Below are 15,412 nucleotides of genomic sequence, written 5' to 3' on the forward strand. Positions count from 1 at the left end.
TTAGTGTGTTGAATGATGCCCGGTTTTTATCCACCCAGCGCAATGATTGCAAGGATCAGCACGCCCCCCGTGGCGGCCATGATCACCCCACCCTGCCATTGCGTGGCGCCAGCGTATCTGGCGAGCAGCCAGCCTGCGATGAACAGCACCACGAGTCCGATCAGGTTGGACAGGCGGATGGCGAGCGCCGTCTGATCGAGCAGCATGAACGGCACCACCAACGGAAATGTCGAGCACACGACCAACAGGAAAACACCGAGGGCGCCCCTGAAGTCGCTCCAGCCGAGGCCGGCCCTGATCGGCAAGGGGGGCTGCTCGAGCAGCCGACGGCGCAACAACTCCAGGCCCTCACTGCCGGCCGCCGTCGCGAACTGCAACGGCAACACTTGCGCAACGAGCGCCTGACCGGCCGCGGCGTCCGTGCCATTACGCAAGGCCATGTACAGCTTGATCCTGCGCGTGCGCTCGACCAGTGCGCGCAACAGGTACATGACCGCATCGGCCAGTCCCCAGGCGAGATTGCAGCCGAGCGCGGCAATCATCATCGTGCGTTCGGCGGCCTGGTCTGCCGTAGCCACGCTGATGGTGCCGGTGAACGTCATGGCCATCAGCAGGCCGAAGATCACCTCGGTAATGCGCTCGACAGGGTCAAGTACAGGCGCCCTTTCGAATTGAGCATTGGTTGGCATGAACTCACCTCGTCGGTCAAGCACCGGTTGTTCCGGCTGGATATCCGCATCCCCGTCAAGTGTAGATTGAACGGCTACACTCAGGCGCACACGCTATCTGCTTCAAGAGGACTGGTTCATGCTTGAATACTTCGCCCTGGGCGTACTGATATTTGTAGGACTCTTCTTGTTCTACGGGATCATCCTGCTCCACGACATCCCCTATGAAATTGCCGTCCACCGCAACCACCCTCACCAGGATGCGATCCACGCCACCGGCTGGGTCAGCCTCTTCACCTTGCACGCACTCTGGCCGTTCCTGTGGATCTGGGCGATGGCCTATCGGGAGGACCGGGGCTGGGGTTTCAGTGACGGACACTCACCCAAAAGTCATGTGGTTCACCTCGAACAACAGGTCGCCGAGCTGCAAGGCCGGATCGAGCGCCTGGAGTCAGCGATGGGTACGGCACAGAACCGTGTGCCAACGGACAATCTCGGCGAGGGCATTTGAGCCATGGATCTCTTACTCATTCTGACGTATGCCGCTCTCTGCGTAGCCATCTTCAAGATCTTCCGCATCCCCCTGAACAAATGGACGGTGCCCACGGCGGTGCTGGGCGGGATCGTGATTATCGGCACGCTGATTTTCACGATGAACTACAACCACCCCTACTCCGAGGTGGCGCGTTCCTATTTTGTATCGGTTCCGGTGATACCCGTGGTCAGCGGCCAGGTGATCGATGTATCGGTGAAGACCAACCATCCCCTGGAAAAAGGCGATGTGCTGTTTCGCATCGACCCTGCGCCTTTCGAATACCGGGTGAAATCCCTCAAGGCACAGCTGATTGCCGCCCAGGCCGATCGCGCCCGGATCACCGAGCTGATCAAGCGTAACTTCAGTACCCAACGGGAACTGGATATGGTGGTCGCTCGCAGTGATGACCTGAAGGCACAACTGGACAACGCGCAGTACGAACTCGACAACACCACCGTCCGTGCGCCGAGCAAAGGCTTCGTCACCCATGTTTCACTGCGTCCGGGCATGATGGCGACCAGGTTGCCGCTGCGCCCTTCGATGGTCTTCATTCCCGCCGAAGGACATTACTTCTCCGCGTGGATGCGCCAGAACAGCCTGTTGCGCCTGACCGAGGGCGACGAGGCCGAGGTCGCTTTCGACGGCATTCCAGGCAAGGTTTTCGAAGGCAAGGTCAAGACCGTCGTTTCGGTCATCGCCGAAGGCCAGATCCAACCGTCAGGCACACTGATCAGCTTCACCGGTTCACCACCGGCCGGCCGGGTTCCGGTGATCATTGAGATCACCGATCCCGACTATGCCCAGTACGCCGACCAGATGCCCGGCGGCGCCTACGGCCAGGCGGCGTTGTACAGCCAGCATTTCCATCACATCGCGATGATGCGCAAAATCCTTCTGCGCATGGCGGCATGGATGAATTACATCTTTCCGTTCCACTAACCTGGCAGCATCGGCAACTGGCTCAATCCTTGAATGGGGCCAGTTGCCGGTTCAGCGAACCGGCCTGATCGCGTGATTGCAGCGACTGATCGAGCAGGCTGAGGGTCAGAGGGAGAAGGCCAGACAGTGGATCGCACCATTGTGGTACTGGAAGAATCGACAAGGAGAAGCGAAGCAGCGAGGGTCGGCGCTAAATAATCCAATACAGCAGCAAGCGAGAAGCAATCCAGTGCGACGCCTGGATCACCCCCCATGCCAGCAGGACACACATCAACAGGTAGCCCGCAAGGAACCTGAACATCGCGTCCCTTTCCATGCAACCCTCCCGGCTTTACAGCCCTACAGGGCGTTCAATGCGAATGCGTAACCCATACTACGCCCGTCTCGCCCTTTAAGGTTTCGATTGCCAGAATGGTTTGCAGTTCCACCGGCTGAGCAATTGCACAGACTTGCCCACCGTTTTTCCAGTCATCCCTTTGCCCTGTATCAAGCGCCCAGAGGCGTGTCAGTGGTTGTCCTCTATGGTATCTGTTGGAGGTAGCTCCACTCATTTCACCTTCAGACGAGGATCAATCATGCGGATGTGGATGGAGGGCAGGCGAAGAACCGGCAAGTACCTGGTTGAAGAGGTAACTACAGAGGCAACGGCGACTTCATTGTTTTTTTCTCAAGTCCAGTAACAGTCAGGATGGCGTTGGGATTTTTTTCAACACAATAGACCTGAGCGGACGTTGAGATCTGTTTGTTGTCGCTTTATGTTGTTCGTTTTCATGGAGGATTCGGACTGATGGCACGCTTGGGCTTGATACTGACACCCGGTTTTGCGGACTGGGAATACGCTTTCATTGCAGGAACCGCATCCCCGTTTTACGGGATCGACGTCAGGTTTTTCACCTCTACTACGGGGCAGTTCCGCTCGCAGGGTGGATTGGCTGTAACTGTGGATAGCAGCTTGCAACAATGCCTGGACTGGAAGCCGGACGTTGTTGTCGTCATCGGTGGAATGATCTGGGAGCGTGCAGATGCACCGGACATTCGGGACTTTCTTCATGCTAGTCGTTCAAGTGGAGCGACAATTGCAGGTATCTGTGGGGGGACGCTGGCACTTGCGAGGGCCGGGCTTCTCGACACGGTCCCTCATACTTCGAACAGCGCTGACTTTTTACAACAGAATGCCGCAGGTTATGACGGGGCCACGCTTTATCGAAGCAGTCAAGTAGCGGTGGTTGCCGACCGCATCATAACTGCGCCAGGTCCTGCACCCGTTAGCTTTACCTGCGCAGTGTTCGAAGCTGCCGGGTTATCTTCAGAGATCATTTCGCAGTTCAGGTCAATGTTGGCAGCGGAACACGGGTGACCGCTTCGTCCTAAAAAAAACAGCCGATCAGGTGATGTGTTCGAGGTCCGCTCCTGGCCGGTTTCTGCCCCTCACGGACGGCCGCTATGGTTGCGATAGCGTTCGGTCAAGGACTGCACGAGGGTGACGTAGGATTGCGTCTCGGCGTAGGGAGGCACCCCGTTGTACTGGACCACAGACGCTTCGCCGGCGTTGTAACCTGCCAACGCCAGCATCTGGTTGCCGTTGAAGCGCTTGAGCAGCCAGGCCAGGTAGCGCACGCCGCCACGAATGTTCTGTCGTGCGTCGAACGGATCGTCCACGGCGAAGCGCTCGGCGGTGGCGGGCATCAACTGCATCAGCCCCTGGGCGCCGGCTTCGGAAATGACGTTGGGGCGAAACGCCGATTCGGCATGTATCACTGCGCGGACCAGCGCCCTGTCGACACCATAATGACCCGAAGCGGCTTCGATCTCCCGTCGATAGGAATGGGTGTCCAGGCGCAGTGAGGCGACCTTGAAATCCTTCGGCGCCATGCACAGATAGCAGCCCTTGATGTAATAGAGCTCAAGGACATCGACCCGTGCGGAGATCCCGACTGGGCGCCGGCTCACATATTGACGATTACCCTTGTGGATGAAAGTCCATACCCGGATCCGCACCGCGCCTGGGGTGTCGTCCCGCACAACCCGTGGCAGCGCCATTGCCTTGGCGCCGACACCGGCGCCCGCCATGCCATTGAGGCGAGTGCAGCGGGCGCTGGCGATGGCTTGGCTGGTGTAGCTGATGGCTCCGTCCCTGGCTTGGCACTTGAACATGGCGCTGGCGCACAGTGGAGTGACCAGCACGGCCAGCTCGATGCAGCCAAGAAAGCTCTTGCGAGCCCATCGCCATGCTCTGGAACTCATCACATCGCTCCGCGCCGCTGGCGCCGATCAGGCCTGGGGCGCCCGTCCCGGGCGCTGCCTTTGGAGGGCCGATTCTGGGTGACCCGCCTTTTGTTCTGATAGTTATACCCCTTGTAACCGGCCTTGGAACTTGCGTTGACGTACGGGCTGCCGACGTTCCCGGGCGAGGCGCAGGTCTGATTGCTCGCACGACGCGTCGTCCCGGCTTGCCAGGGCTGGGGCGGGACAGGCCCAAGCCACTGGATCTGATGTTTCGAGTATCTGCCGTAAATTTTTTACGCTTTCTTTACGACTGCTGTTTGCGCCCTCAAAGATACTGGCCGCGACTTTTTAGATCGTCCATGCGCCTTGAGGCTTCAGTGGCCCAGGCACATCGTTTTGCCCAAGGATGGCATGCATTTCCTCCCCGTAATTCGAGAGAAGCGACCCTTGAGTGAAACAGCAATCGGAGTACATGAAAACTCGCAATCCAAAGCGTCAGGAGTGGGCTTGCTCGTCGCCGCGGTCGGAGTGGTTTACGGGGACATTGGCACCAGCCCCCTCTACACGCTCAAAGAAGTATTTTCTGGCCACTACGGAGTTCAGGCCAACCACGACGGCGTGCTGGGTATTCTGTCGTTGGTCTTCTGGTCACTGATCTGGGTCGTCTCGATCAAATATGTGCTGTTCATCCTGCGTGCCGACAACCAGGGTGAAGGCGGCATCATGGCGTTGACGGCTTTAGCCCGCCGCGCAGCCGCCCCTTATCCGCGCATGAGTAAAATACTCGTTCTGCTTGGTCTGTTTGGTGCGGCACTTTTTTACGGGGACAGCATGATCACCCCGGCTATTTCGGTGCTCTCTGCGGTTGAAGGGCTACAGCTGGCGTTTGACGGAATTGAACACTGGGTCGTGCCTTTGTCAGTGATCGTGCTGGTGGCGCTGTTCTTGATACAGAAACACGGCACGGCTCGTATCGGCATTCTGTTCGGCCCAGTGATGGTGCTGTGGTTTGTCGTGCTGGGTGCGCTGGGGGTCTATGGCATTTTACAGCGGCCGGAAGTGCTGCAAGCGCTCAATCCATACTGGGGAGCGCATTTTTTCATCGCTCATCCGGGAATCGGTGTGGCCATCCTCGGGGCAGTGGTGCTCGCGCTGACGGGCGCCGAAGCACTGTATGCAGACATGGGGCACTTCGGTCGCAAACCCATTGCCCGCGCCTGGTTCATTTTGGTATTGCCAGGACTGGTACTCAATTATTTTGGCCAAGGTGCCTTGATCCTGGAAAACCCTGAGGCGGTGCGCAATCCATTTTATTTGCTCGCGCCGGGCTGGGCACTGCTGCCGATGGTCGCACTCTCTACACTGGCGACCATCATCGCTTCTCAAGCCGTGATCTCCGGCGCATTTTCCCTGACACACCAGGCCATCCAGCTTGGGTATGTCCCTCGCATGTTTATCCAGCATACCTCCAGCCAGGAGCAGGGACAGATTTACATCGGTACCGTTAACTGGGCGTTGATGGTCGGTGTTGTGCTGCTGGTACTTGGTTTCGAGTCGTCCAGTGCTTTGGCCGCCGCTTATGGGGTCGCTGTAACGGGCACCATGCTGATCACCACCATCCTGTCCTCGGCCGTCGTCCTGCTGCTATGGAAAACCCCGCGCTGGTTGGCCGTTCCGATGCTGCTCGGTTTTCTGCTGGTAGACAGCCTGTACTTCGCGGCCAATGCTCCGAAGATCTTCCAGGGCGGTGCGTTCCCGGTGATTGCTGGCATTGGCCTGTTCATTTTGATGACCACCTGGAAACGTGGGCGCAAGATCATTGTTGAACGGCTGGACGAAACCGCGCTGCCTCTACCACTGTTTATCGGTAGCATCCGCACGCAGCCTCCTCATCGGGTACTGGGTACGGCGGTATTTCTGACAGCCAGGTCCGATGCCGTTCCGCATGCGCTGCTGCACAATCTGCTGCATAACCAGGTTTTGCATGAGCAAGTGGTATTGCTTACGGTGGTGTCTGAAGACAGCCCTCGTGTAAGTGCTGATAGACGGTTTGAGGTTGAAGCGTATGGCGAAGGGTTCTTCCGGGTCAGTCTGCACTTTGGCTTTATCGAGGAGCCCGATGTCCCCTTGGCGTTGAGTCTCTGTCACTTGGCCGAGCTGGACTTCAGCCCGATGCGCACCACCTATTTCCTGAGCCGGGAAACGGTGATCCCGACCAAGCGCATCGGTATGGCCCGTTGGCGAGAAAGCCTTTTCGCCTTTTTACTCAAGAACGCCAACAGCAACCTTAAGTACTTCAAGTTGCCGTTGAATCGGGTGATAGAACTGGGCACACAGGTGGAGATGTAAGGAACTGGCAAGATCGCACCGGCGGTCTTGTTTGCTCGGCAGCAATCGGCCCATTCCCGAAAAGTGACGATCGGCCAAAAGCACTCTCTGACGACGAACCCTGCCCTTACGCAGTAGTCAAAGCAAGTGACGGCATCGCCACTCGCTATCACCGTCCTCACAAAGAGGGGGCCTGATGAATCTTCTTGCCACATGTAAGGGTGTGTGTGTTCCTCTGGCTCTGTGCATGGCTGTGCTCCTGGCATTTGTGGTTTCCTGCAGTACATTGCCCAGGATAGTGCCCGATATGGCTCACGCGCCCTCTGCGCCAGTGCAGCTCGACGGGGTACACGGGCCTCTGTCAGCCGAGCGCAGCAAGGCCATTCTCGAGCGACTCGAGTCCACCGGCGCAGAGACCGACATCTTCGACGTGCACCTCGCAATCGAAGAGTCCATCGTCGGCAGCCCGCTGACGGAAGGAAACAAGGTCGACTTGCTGCAGGACGGCCCCACCACCTACCAGTCGATGATCAAAGCCGTGGAAGCAGCGCGCGACCACATCAACATGGAGACCTACATCCTCGACGATGATGAAGTCGGCCAGCGCTTCGCCACCGCGCTGATCGCTCGGCAACGGCAAGGCGTACAGGTCAATCTGATCCGTGACAGCGTCGGAACCCTTAAAACATCATCGGCGTTTTTCTCTCAATTGACCGACGCAGGCGTCAAGGTGCTGGAGTACAACCCAGTCAATCCGGTGACGGCCAAAGCGGGCTGGGACGTGAACCAGCGCGACCACCGAAAGCTGCTGATAGTGGACGGCCGTATTGCCTTTCTCGGCGGGATCAACATCAGCAGCGTCTATTCGGGGAGCTCGTTCAATTCTTACTCAAAGACTCGCCCAAATGGTGATTTGCCCTGGCGCGATACCGACTTGCGCATCGAGGGGCCTGTGGTTGCGGAACTCCAGAAGCTGTTCATCGGAACCTGGGCTACCCAGAAAGGCGAACCACTCGCGGCTCGCCACTACTTTCCGCCACCTGAGCGCAAAGGCACCGAGGTGGTGCGGGCCATCGGAAGCTCGCCAAATGAGCCGTTCAGCCTGATCTATGCCACGCTGATTTCGGCGCTGCGTAGCGCGCAATCCGAGATATGGCTGACTAACGCCTACTTTATTCCCGACCCGCAGTTGCTGGCGGCCCTCAAGGAGGCTGCAGCACGTGGCGTCGACGTCAAGCTGGTGCTGCCCAGCAGCACCGATTCGTGGCTGGTGTTCCATGCTGGACGCGCCTACTACAGCGAGCTGTTGAAAGCCAACGTCAAGCTTTACGAACGCAAAGACGCGCTACTCCACGTCAAGACAGCAGTAATCGATGGCGTGTGGTCGACTGTCGGCTCCACCAACCTCGACTGGCGTAGTTTCCTGCACAACGATGAAGTCAACGTTGTTGTGCTGGGCGCCGGGTTTGGAAAAAAAATGCAGGAGGCATTCCTGGCCGATCTGGCCAAGTCGAACGAAATCAAGATGGAAAAGTGGCAGAGCCGCTCGCTCGGTGTGAAAGCCAAGGAGCAGATGGCGCGCCTTTGGGAGTACTGGCTCTGAGTTGAGTGGCGTGTCACCGGGATTACACACATAGGCACACAGATCGGAAAAAATCACCTGCCCCTGTTCTGAGGCAGGCCGCTCTGGCGCTCACGTCACTTCAGATACCACCCCCAGGGTTCGCCGTTGTAGCGGGTGATCTGCTTGGTTTCCAGGTAGTTGTTGTACCCCCACTCGCCCAGTTCACGACCGATGCCGCTTTGCTTGTAGCCGCCCCAGGGTGCCTCGACGAAAGTCGGCTGCGAGCAGTTGACCCACACGATGCCCGCGCGAAAACCGCGAGCGACCCGTTCGCAACGCGGGATATCCCGGGACATGACGGCCGCCGCCAAGCCGAACGGCGAGTCATTGGCCAAACGGATCGATTCGGCTTCCGTGTCGAAGGCGCGCAGGCACACCACCGGGCCGAAAATCTCCTCGCGCCAAACGGCGCTGTCCTCGGGGACATCGGCGAAAATCGCTGGCGTCAGGTAATAACCCTTTTGCAGATTAACCGGCCGCACACCGCCCGAAACCAGTCGGGCGCCCTCGGTCTGGCCGGCCGCAATGGCCGCCAGCACCTTGTCCAGCTGCCCCTGGCTGACCAGCGGCCCGAGCTTCACCCCTTCCTCGAAGCCCTGGCCAATCTGAATCTGCTCGGTGGCGGCAATCAAGCGCTCCAACAGCGCCGGGTACAACCGGCGTTCCACCAGCACCCGCGAGGTGGCTGAACAGACCTGCCCCTGGTTCCAGAAGATCCCGAACAGAATCCACTCCACCGCCGCTTCGAGGTCACTGTCAGCGAAGATCACGAAGGGTGATTTACCGCCCAGTTCCAGGCTGATGTTTTTGATCTCGCTGGCGGCGGCCTGCATGATCTTGCGTCCGGTCGGCACGCTGCCGGTGAAGGCGATCTTGTCGACCTGCGGGTGTTCGGCCAACGGCGCGCCCGCCTCGCGTCCCAAGCCCGTGACCACATTCAGCACCCCGGCCGGCAACCCGGCCTTGTCGGCGATGCCGGCCAGTTCGAGGGCAGTCAGCGGGGTCAGTTCGGAAGGCTTGAGCACCAGGGTGCAACCCGCTGCGAGTGCCGGGGCGACTTTCCACGCGGCCATCAGCATCGGGAAATTCCACGGGATGATCGCCGCGACCACGCCCATCGGTTCCTTGATCACCGATGACGTGAAGCGCGCATCCGGCAACTCAATCGACTGCTCGTTGTGTGAGTCCGACTGCTCGGCAAGTCCCGCATAGAAGTCGAAGCACCCGGCGGTATCGGCGATGTCCCACAATGCTTCCGGCAACGGCTTGCCATTATCACGCACTTCGATGGCCGCCAGTTCGTCCTGGCGAGCGCGGATGCCCTCGGCGATTTTCCTCAACACTTGCGCCCGTCGGGCACCGGGCCAGCGTGGCCAGTCGCCCTCGTCAAACGCCCTGCGCGCCGCCGACACGGCCAGATCGATGTCCTCTGCGGTCGCCGAGGCAACCCGCGCCAGAACCGACTCGTCACTCGGATCGAGCGTGTCGAAAACACCGCGCTGAACCGGGGCGATCCATTCGCCACCGATGTACAACCGTTGATAGTCACCCATGGGACACTCCTTGATCCTGCGGTGCCGACGCTGCTGGTAAAGCTGTTCGGCGACCTGCAATTGCTCGCGGTCATTGACCCCGAGCACGTCGACTTCATCCACTTCCACGGCCGTCACCGTCAGTCCCGCTTCGTTGGCCACCGCCACCGCTTCGGTGAGGTAGTACTCGCCTTGGGCGTTCAGGTTGCCGATACGCTCCAGCAGCCACAGACAGGTATCGGCGCGCAGGCCCATGACGCCGCCGTTGCAGAAGTTGATGTCCAGCTCCCGCGGGCTTGCATCCCTGGCTTCGCGAATGACCCGCAAGCGCCCCTGCTCCACCAGCAGCCGCCCGTAAGGCCCGGGCTGTTGGGTGTGGAAACCCGCCACCGCCACCGCCGCGCCGTCAATCAATGCCCTGCGCAAGCGATTCAAGGTCTGCGGGGTGATCAAGGGTGAGTCGCCGAACAGCACCAGCACACAACCCTGTTGCTGTTCGTGCGCCTGCAAGGCCGGTCGGGCCGCGAGCACCGCGTGGGCCGTGCCCAGTTGTTCGTGCTGGGTAAACACCTGCGCCGTCGGTGCCACCTGTTGCAGGTACTCGGCCACCTGCCCGCCGCCAGCGCCCACCACCACAGCCCGTTGCTCGATACCCGCCGCCGCCACCGCCGCCAGCACATGACCGAGCAGCGGCTGGTTGCCCACCGGGTGCAAGACCTTGGGCAGCGGCGAACGCATGCGCGTGCCCTGCCCGGCCGCGAGAATCACCGCCAGCGTCGGCCAACCAAAGTTGTCGCTCATCACCATCCTCCTGCGTGCATCCCGGCTTCAGGCCGGATCGCGATAGAACACATCGTCGGCGTACGGGTACCACCAGTCCTGAATCTTCGGCTGGTGGTCGATGATGACCATTTTCGAACGGCGGAACGCTTCCAGCCCCTGACGCCCTAGTTCGCGCCCAAGGCCGGACATCTTCCAGCCACCGAACGGCAGCGCATCGTTGTCGATCAGCGGATTGTTGACCCAGACCATCCCCGCCTCCAGACGCTCGGCGGCTTCCATGGCTTCGGCCAGGTCAGTGGAAAACAGCGAGGCACCGAGGCCGAACGGCGAGTCGTTGGCCAACCGCACCGCCTCATCGAAATCGCTGACCCGGCAGATTGCCGCCACCGGGCCGAAGCACTCTTCCTGCAAAATCGCCATGTCACCGGTCACGCCGGTGAGGATGGTCGGTTCATAGAACCAGCCGACGCTGTGCCCGGGTGGAATGCGCCCGCCACACACCACTTTCGCGCCCTTGGCCACGGCGTCATCGACCAGGCGCATGACTTTATTGCGCGCGGCTTCGCTGACCATCGGCCCGATCTCCGAGCGTTCCAGGCCATGACCAATGCGCAAGGCACGGGTGCGCTCGGCGAATTTCGCGACAAATTCGTCATGGATATCATCGACGACGTAGAAGCGTTCCGCCGAGGTGCAGATCTGCCCGCTCAAGTGGAACGCCGCGGTCACCGCGCCTGCCGCTGCCACTTCCAGCGGTGCATGCCTGGAGATGATCAGCGGATCGCTGCCACCGGCCTCGATCACACAAGGTTTCATCCGTTCGGCACAGGCCACGGCCACCGCTTTGCCTGCCGCCACACTGCCGGTGAAGGCCACCGCGTGGGTCTGCGCCGACTGCACCAGCAACTGCGCGGTGACCGCATCGCCCGGTACACAAGACACCAGCCCAGGCAGCAACGCGGTGAAGTGCTCCATGAACTTGAGGGTGCACAGGGTCGTGGCTTCCGCCGGTTTGATGATGCAGGCGTTGCCCGCCGCCAAGGACGCGGCGACCGTCCAGCACATCAGCAGGATCGGAAAGTTGAACGGCATGATGTGCACGCTGACACCATACGGCTCGTAACGCACATGCTGGAACGAGCCGATCTGCGTGGTGCCGGCGACCTTGCCGGCATCGTCCCGGGCCATTTCTGCGTAGTAGCGAAAGATCGGCGCGCAGTTGGCCAGCTCGCCCATGGCTTCGGGAAACGGCTTGCCCATTTCCAGGGTCATCAGGCTCGCGACTTCACGGTTGCAGGCAGCGTTCTGTTCGATGGCGTTGGCCAGCTGATGCAGGCGCGCGGCGCGGCTTTTCGCGTCGATCAGGCGCCATTGGCGTTGCGCGGCGGTGGCGGCATCGGTGGCGGCTTGCACATCGGCTTCGCCACACACGCCGACTTGCCCGACCGGTTGCAGGGTCGCCGGGTCGAGCACTTCGCGCACGCGGCCCTCAGTCAGCGGCAGGAACTCGGGGTTGATGAAACGCAATGTAATGTCAGTGTTGAACGTGGCCATGGGATGATCCTTGAACCAATCGATAAGGGGTTTCACGCAACGTCGCCAGGGTCTGGGCGGGCAGTTCTTCACGCCAGCCCGGCACGTGCCGGTCGAGCCATTGGCGCAGCGGCGCAAAGGCCTCGGCGTCCAGGGCGCGGACAAACAGACTCAGGGTGCGCGGCAGGTGCGCCAGGTAACCGTGCTTGCCGTCACGGCCGGCCAGGCGCACGAAAATCCCCAGCACCTTGGCGTGACGCTGGGCGGCCAGGCGCCGGTAATCTTCAAGAAAGCCCGACGCATCCAGCTCCGGGCGCTGCAACAGGTAATGACTGATCAGTGACTTGCGCAGCGCTTCGGGCACATCGCGCCGGGCGTCTTCGAGCAGCGACATCAGGTCATAGGCTGCCGCCCCGACCAGGGCATCCTGGAAATCCAGCAAGCCGCAGGCGGCGACACCTTCACGGCCTTGCAGCAGCATCAGGTTGTCGACGTGAAAGTCGCGCAGCACCAGGGCTTCGCGGCGTTTCGCGACATCACGGCAGGCGTCGGCGAATAACGCCAGATATTCATCGCGCAGGTTGTGCGCCGCCTCTTTGCCGATCAGCAGCGGCACGTACCAGTCGATGAACAGCGCGTACTCGGCCGCCAGTCGCTGTTCGTCGTAAGGCGCCAGTTCCGTGGCTGGCGTTGCGCAATGCAACGCCACCAGCGTATCGACCGCCAGGTGATACAACGCCGACTCCGAATGCCCGGCCAGCAGCAGCCGGGTGTAGGTGTCGTGACCGAAATCCTCGATCAACGCCAGCCCCGCCGCCTCGTCCACATCCAGCAAGGCCGGCGCGGACAGGCCCAGCCCCTGTAACTGCCGGGCGATCCGCACGAACGGGCCGATGGGCTCGCTGTCGGGCGGCGAATCCATCAGCAGCAGGCCCGCGCCGTCCAGGCGGAAATAACGCCGGGTCGAAGCATCCGCCGGCAAGGCGACCAGCAAGGTCCCGGCGTAACCGGCGCGGGCCAGAAAGGCGGCGCGCTGGTCGTCACGGGTTGGCAATGACGCCAGTGCATCTGTCATGGCAGTCACCGGATCATGTAGACCTTTTTGATGGTCTCGTGGACGGTGCACACACCCTTCCAGTCCTTGCCGAAGAAAGCGGCGGTGTCCGGCTTGATCTCGATCACTTCACCGGACTCGTGGACGTACGTGCAGCGACCTTCGAGAAAGTGGCAGAACTCGTCGCTGGTGACATGGCAGAACCACTTGCCCGGGGTGCAGATCCAGATGCCGCATTCGGACTGGCCTTCCGGCCCCTTGTGCAGCACCACGCCGGATACACGGGACTCACCTTCAAGCATGGTCGGGATCACGCCCCAATCCTTGACGTCGGTGATGCTCAGCGGGTCGTACAGAAACGGGGTTGTCATGTGTTGCTCTCCAGGTTGTGTGTGTGTGTAGGAGCGAGCCTGCTCGCGATGGACGTTAACGATGACGCGTGCTGTCTGGATGAACGCGTTGTCCTGACGTTCTTCGCCAGCAGGCTGGCTCCTACAGGGATTGCAGTGTTTCTCACAGGTTCAAGCCAGCATATAAACGTTACGCAGGGTTTCCCGGACGTGGCATTCGCCGGTCCAGCCGGCCGGGAACAGCACCAAGGTGTTGGGGCGCACTTCAATCACTTCACCGTTGTCGTTACGGTAAGTGGCGTGCCCCGCGATGAAGTGACACAACTCGTCCCGGGGAATCGACAGCCGCCAGCGACCGGGGGTGCACACCCACAATCCGGTTTCCGGGCTGTTGTTCGGGCCCTTGAACAGCAAGCGGCCGCTGGAATGCGAGACACCTTCGACGGCGTCGCTCTGCACGCCCCAGTCCACCAGATCGGTGCGGCTGCTGACGGCTTCGAGGTACGGCGTGATACCCGCCGTGGTGGATGAATCAGGCATCGTTGAGCACCTTGTCGAGAATCGCGGCCGCGTCTTGCGGCCCCTTGCGTGATTGCATCTGCGCGCTGGTGCGCTGCAGGCGTTGGCGCATCGCCCCGTCGTTGAGGCACGCGTGGAGTTTTTCCGCGAGCTGTTCTTCGCTCCATTCGTAGCGATCGAGCTTGAAGCCGTGGCCGCTTTCTTCGGCGCGCATGGCGTTGTCGTGGCCGTCCCAGACGTACGACATGACAATCGCCGGTTTGCCGAAGAACAGGCACTCGGTGAAACTGTTGTTGCCGCCGTGGTGGATCACCGCGTCGACCTGGGCAATCACCGACGGCTGCGGGAACCAGTTGGAAATCTGCACGTTGTCCGGCAGGTCCGGGTATTCGTCGAGGTGTTCGCCGACGTTGAACAGCGCCCGGTAAGGCAGCTTGCCCACCGCCTCGATCAGGCGCTTGAGCAGCTCGACATCGCCGGAACCGAGGCTGCCGAAACTGGCGTACAACAGCGGCTTGTCGTGGTTCGCACGGAACTGCGGAATCTCGTACGGCGTGTCGTGGCGCACGCAACCTTGCAGGTAATGGAAGCGCTCGGCCGGCAATGGATGGCGTCGGTCGAACTTCACCGCATCCGGGTACAGCAGCAGGTTCATGAACGGCGAGGCTTCAAAGAAGGTCCCCAGCGGATAGGGCTGCTCGCCATGGGCTTGCAGGAACTGGTTGAAGTCCTCATGGATCGGCCCGACCACTTCCTCGAAGCGCTGGCGGAATTGCGCGTGGCCCGCCTTGTCGTCGATGCTCATGCCCGACAGGTGCGGCGGGATATCCGGGTCTTCGATCTCGTTCTCCGAGCAGGAAATGATCCGCACCCACGGCTTGCCGTATTGCTTGATTGCCGGGAACAGGATCACGTTGTCGACGCAGATCAGGTCGGGCTTGACCTTGTCCAACACCGCCGGCAGGTCCTTTTGCGCCCACTTGGCGGTTTCGACGATGGCCGCCCAGCATTCCTTGACGTAGTTGTCGATCTGCTCCAGCGGCGACTTGCGGAAGTTCGGAATGTGGCCGTTGATGAAATCCACCCAGTAGCGGGCCATCTCTTCGGCCGGCATCGGTGCCGACATGTTGACCATGTGCTCTTCAAAACCATAACCGGCGTAGACACCGCTCATGCCCGGGTCGGTGAGGAACACCGCTTTATGCCCCAGGGCTTCACAGGCCTGGGCGATACCCACTGAATTCAGCGCCGGGCCGTAGGCGGCTTCCGGAAAGAATGCGATCACTTTCTGTTTCATCGAGTGCTGCTCCTGCCTGGTCTT

13 protein-coding genes and 1 pseudogene are annotated in these 15,412 nt (G+C 60.7%); 5 read left to right on the forward strand and 9 right to left on the reverse strand.

The genetic code is table 11. The features are described 5' to 3' along the window. Positions 1 to 26 precede the first annotated feature (26 nt). Positions 27 to 689: a hypothetical protein gene (locus tag KGB20_RS10820; protein ID WP_150814615.1), complete on the reverse strand. Its 663-nt coding sequence runs from the start codon at positions 687 to 689 to the stop codon at positions 27 to 29. Between the two features lie 118 nt (positions 690 to 807). Here KGB20_RS10820 and KGB20_RS10825 point away from each other — a divergent pair, with 118 nt between their 5' ends. From KGB20_RS10825 to KGB20_RS10835, 3 genes are all read left to right on the forward strand, one after another. Continuing rightward, entirely contained in the window at positions 808 to 1,179 is a 372-nt protein-coding gene (locus tag KGB20_RS10825) for a DUF3302 domain-containing protein (protein WP_090456221.1), read from the forward strand. A 3-nt stretch (positions 1,180 to 1,182) separates the two neighbouring features. Then, the gene (locus KGB20_RS10830) at positions 1,183 to 2,142 is read left to right on the forward strand and encodes an HlyD family secretion protein (protein WP_159390199.1); all 960 of its coding nucleotides are present in this window, start codon (positions 1,183 to 1,185) and stop codon (positions 2,140 to 2,142) included. Positions 2,143 to 2,929: 787 nt separating this feature from the next. Further along, positions 2,930 to 3,499 carry a DJ-1/PfpI family protein gene (locus tag KGB20_RS10835; RefSeq protein ID WP_159390200.1) on the forward strand — a complete coding sequence of 190 codons (570 nt, stop codon included), beginning with the start codon at positions 2,930 to 2,932 and terminating at the stop codon, positions 3,497 to 3,499. A 71-nt stretch (positions 3,500 to 3,570) separates the two neighbouring features. Here the strand turns inward: KGB20_RS10835 and KGB20_RS10840 are convergent, their stop codons facing one another. Next, a complete protein-coding gene (locus KGB20_RS10840) occupies positions 3,571 to 4,386 on the reverse strand; it encodes a lytic transglycosylase domain-containing protein (RefSeq protein WP_090456229.1) in 816 nt (271 codons plus the stop codon). A gap of 429 nt (positions 4,387 to 4,815) precedes the next feature. Between KGB20_RS10840 and KGB20_RS10845 the strand changes: the two genes are divergently transcribed. Next, entirely contained in the window at positions 4,816 to 6,717 is a 1,902-nt protein-coding gene (locus tag KGB20_RS10845; RefSeq protein ID WP_159390201.1) for a potassium transporter Kup, read from the forward strand. Positions 6,718 to 7,003: 286 nt separating this feature from the next. Then, complete coding sequence (gene cls, locus KGB20_RS10850; RefSeq protein WP_223532229.1) at positions 7,004 to 8,299, forward strand: cardiolipin synthase; 1,296 nt, start codon at positions 7,004 to 7,006, stop codon at positions 8,297 to 8,299. A gap of 95 nt (positions 8,300 to 8,394) precedes the next feature. On the opposite strand, the gene KGB20_RS10855 is transcribed toward cls, so the two are convergent. From KGB20_RS10855 to KGB20_RS10885, 7 genes and pseudogenes are all read right to left on the reverse strand, one after another. Beyond that, complete coding sequence (locus KGB20_RS10855) at positions 8,395 to 9,873, reverse strand: aldehyde dehydrogenase family protein (RefSeq protein ID WP_223532239.1); 1,479 nt, start codon at positions 9,871 to 9,873, stop codon at positions 8,395 to 8,397. Between the two features lie 306 nt (positions 9,874 to 10,179). Beyond that, positions 10,180 to 10,659 (reverse strand): annotated as a pseudogene (locus KGB20_RS10860) (NTP transferase domain-containing protein); the annotation flags it as partial. Positions 10,660 to 10,680: 21 nt separating this feature from the next. Then, entirely contained in the window at positions 10,681 to 12,189 is a 1,509-nt protein-coding gene (locus KGB20_RS10865) for an aldehyde dehydrogenase family protein (RefSeq protein WP_159390204.1), read from the reverse strand. Further along, positions 12,170 to 13,243, reverse strand: a complete 1,074-nt coding sequence (locus KGB20_RS10870; RefSeq protein ID WP_223532231.1) for an aminoglycoside phosphotransferase family protein — start codon at positions 13,241 to 13,243, stop codon at positions 12,170 to 12,172. Before KGB20_RS10870 ends, KGB20_RS10865 begins: the two co-directional genes overlap by 20 nt. Before the next feature lie 5 nt (positions 13,244 to 13,248). Beyond that, entirely contained in the window at positions 13,249 to 13,593 is a 345-nt protein-coding gene (locus tag KGB20_RS10875; RefSeq protein ID WP_007976122.1) for a cupin domain-containing protein, read from the reverse strand. A 150-nt stretch (positions 13,594 to 13,743) separates the two neighbouring features. Beyond that, entirely contained in the window at positions 13,744 to 14,112 is a 369-nt protein-coding gene (locus KGB20_RS10880; protein ID WP_008049636.1) for a cupin domain-containing protein, read from the reverse strand. Next, positions 14,105 to 15,388, reverse strand: coding sequence for a nucleotide disphospho-sugar-binding domain-containing protein (locus KGB20_RS10885; protein ID WP_159390205.1), 1,284 nt, complete (start codon positions 15,386 to 15,388; stop codon positions 14,105 to 14,107). The genes KGB20_RS10880 and KGB20_RS10885 overlap by 8 nt, the downstream gene beginning before the upstream one ends. Positions 15,389 to 15,412 lie beyond the last annotated feature (24 nt).

Origin of the sequence: Pseudomonas sp. BF-R-30 (assembly GCF_019956175.1) — a bacterium.
Taxonomy (GTDB): Bacteria; Pseudomonadota; Gammaproteobacteria; order Pseudomonadales; family Pseudomonadaceae; genus Aquipseudomonas; species Aquipseudomonas jessenii.

Coding starts and splice junctions, on each gene's coding strand:
- KGB20_RS10820 (WP_150814615.1), bottom strand. CDS start 689: ATGCCAACCAATGCTCAATTCGAAAGGGCGCCTGTACTTGACCCTGTC.
- KGB20_RS10825 (WP_090456221.1), top strand. CDS start 808: ATGCTTGAATACTTCGCCCTGGGCGTACTGATATTTGTAGGACTCTTC.
- KGB20_RS10830 (WP_159390199.1), top strand. CDS start 1,183: ATGGATCTCTTACTCATTCTGACGTATGCCGCTCTCTGCGTAGCCATC.
- KGB20_RS10835 (WP_159390200.1), top strand. CDS start 2,930: ATGGCACGCTTGGGCTTGATACTGACACCCGGTTTTGCGGACTGGGAA.
- KGB20_RS10840 (WP_090456229.1), bottom strand. CDS start 4,386: ATGAGTTCCAGAGCATGGCGATGGGCTCGCAAGAGCTTTCTTGGCTGC.
- cls (WP_223532229.1), top strand. CDS start 7,004: ATGGCTCACGCGCCCTCTGCGCCAGTGCAGCTCGACGGGGTACACGGG.
- KGB20_RS10855 (WP_223532239.1), bottom strand. CDS start 9,873: ATGGGTGACTATCAACGGTTGTACATCGGTGGCGAATGGATCGCCCCG.
- KGB20_RS10865 (WP_159390204.1), bottom strand. CDS start 12,189: ATGGCCACGTTCAACACTGACATTACATTGCGTTTCATCAACCCCGAG.
- KGB20_RS10870 (WP_223532231.1), bottom strand. CDS start 13,243: ATGACAGATGCACTGGCGTCATTGCCAACCCGTGACGACCAGCGCGCC.
- KGB20_RS10875 (WP_007976122.1), bottom strand. CDS start 13,593: ATGACAACCCCGTTTCTGTACGACCCGCTGAGCATCACCGACGTCAAG.
- KGB20_RS10880 (WP_008049636.1), bottom strand. CDS start 14,112: ATGCCTGATTCATCCACCACGGCGGGTATCACGCCGTACCTCGAAGCC.
- KGB20_RS10885 (WP_159390205.1), bottom strand. CDS start 15,388: ATGAAACAGAAAGTGATCGCATTCTTTCCGGAAGCCGCCTACGGCCCG.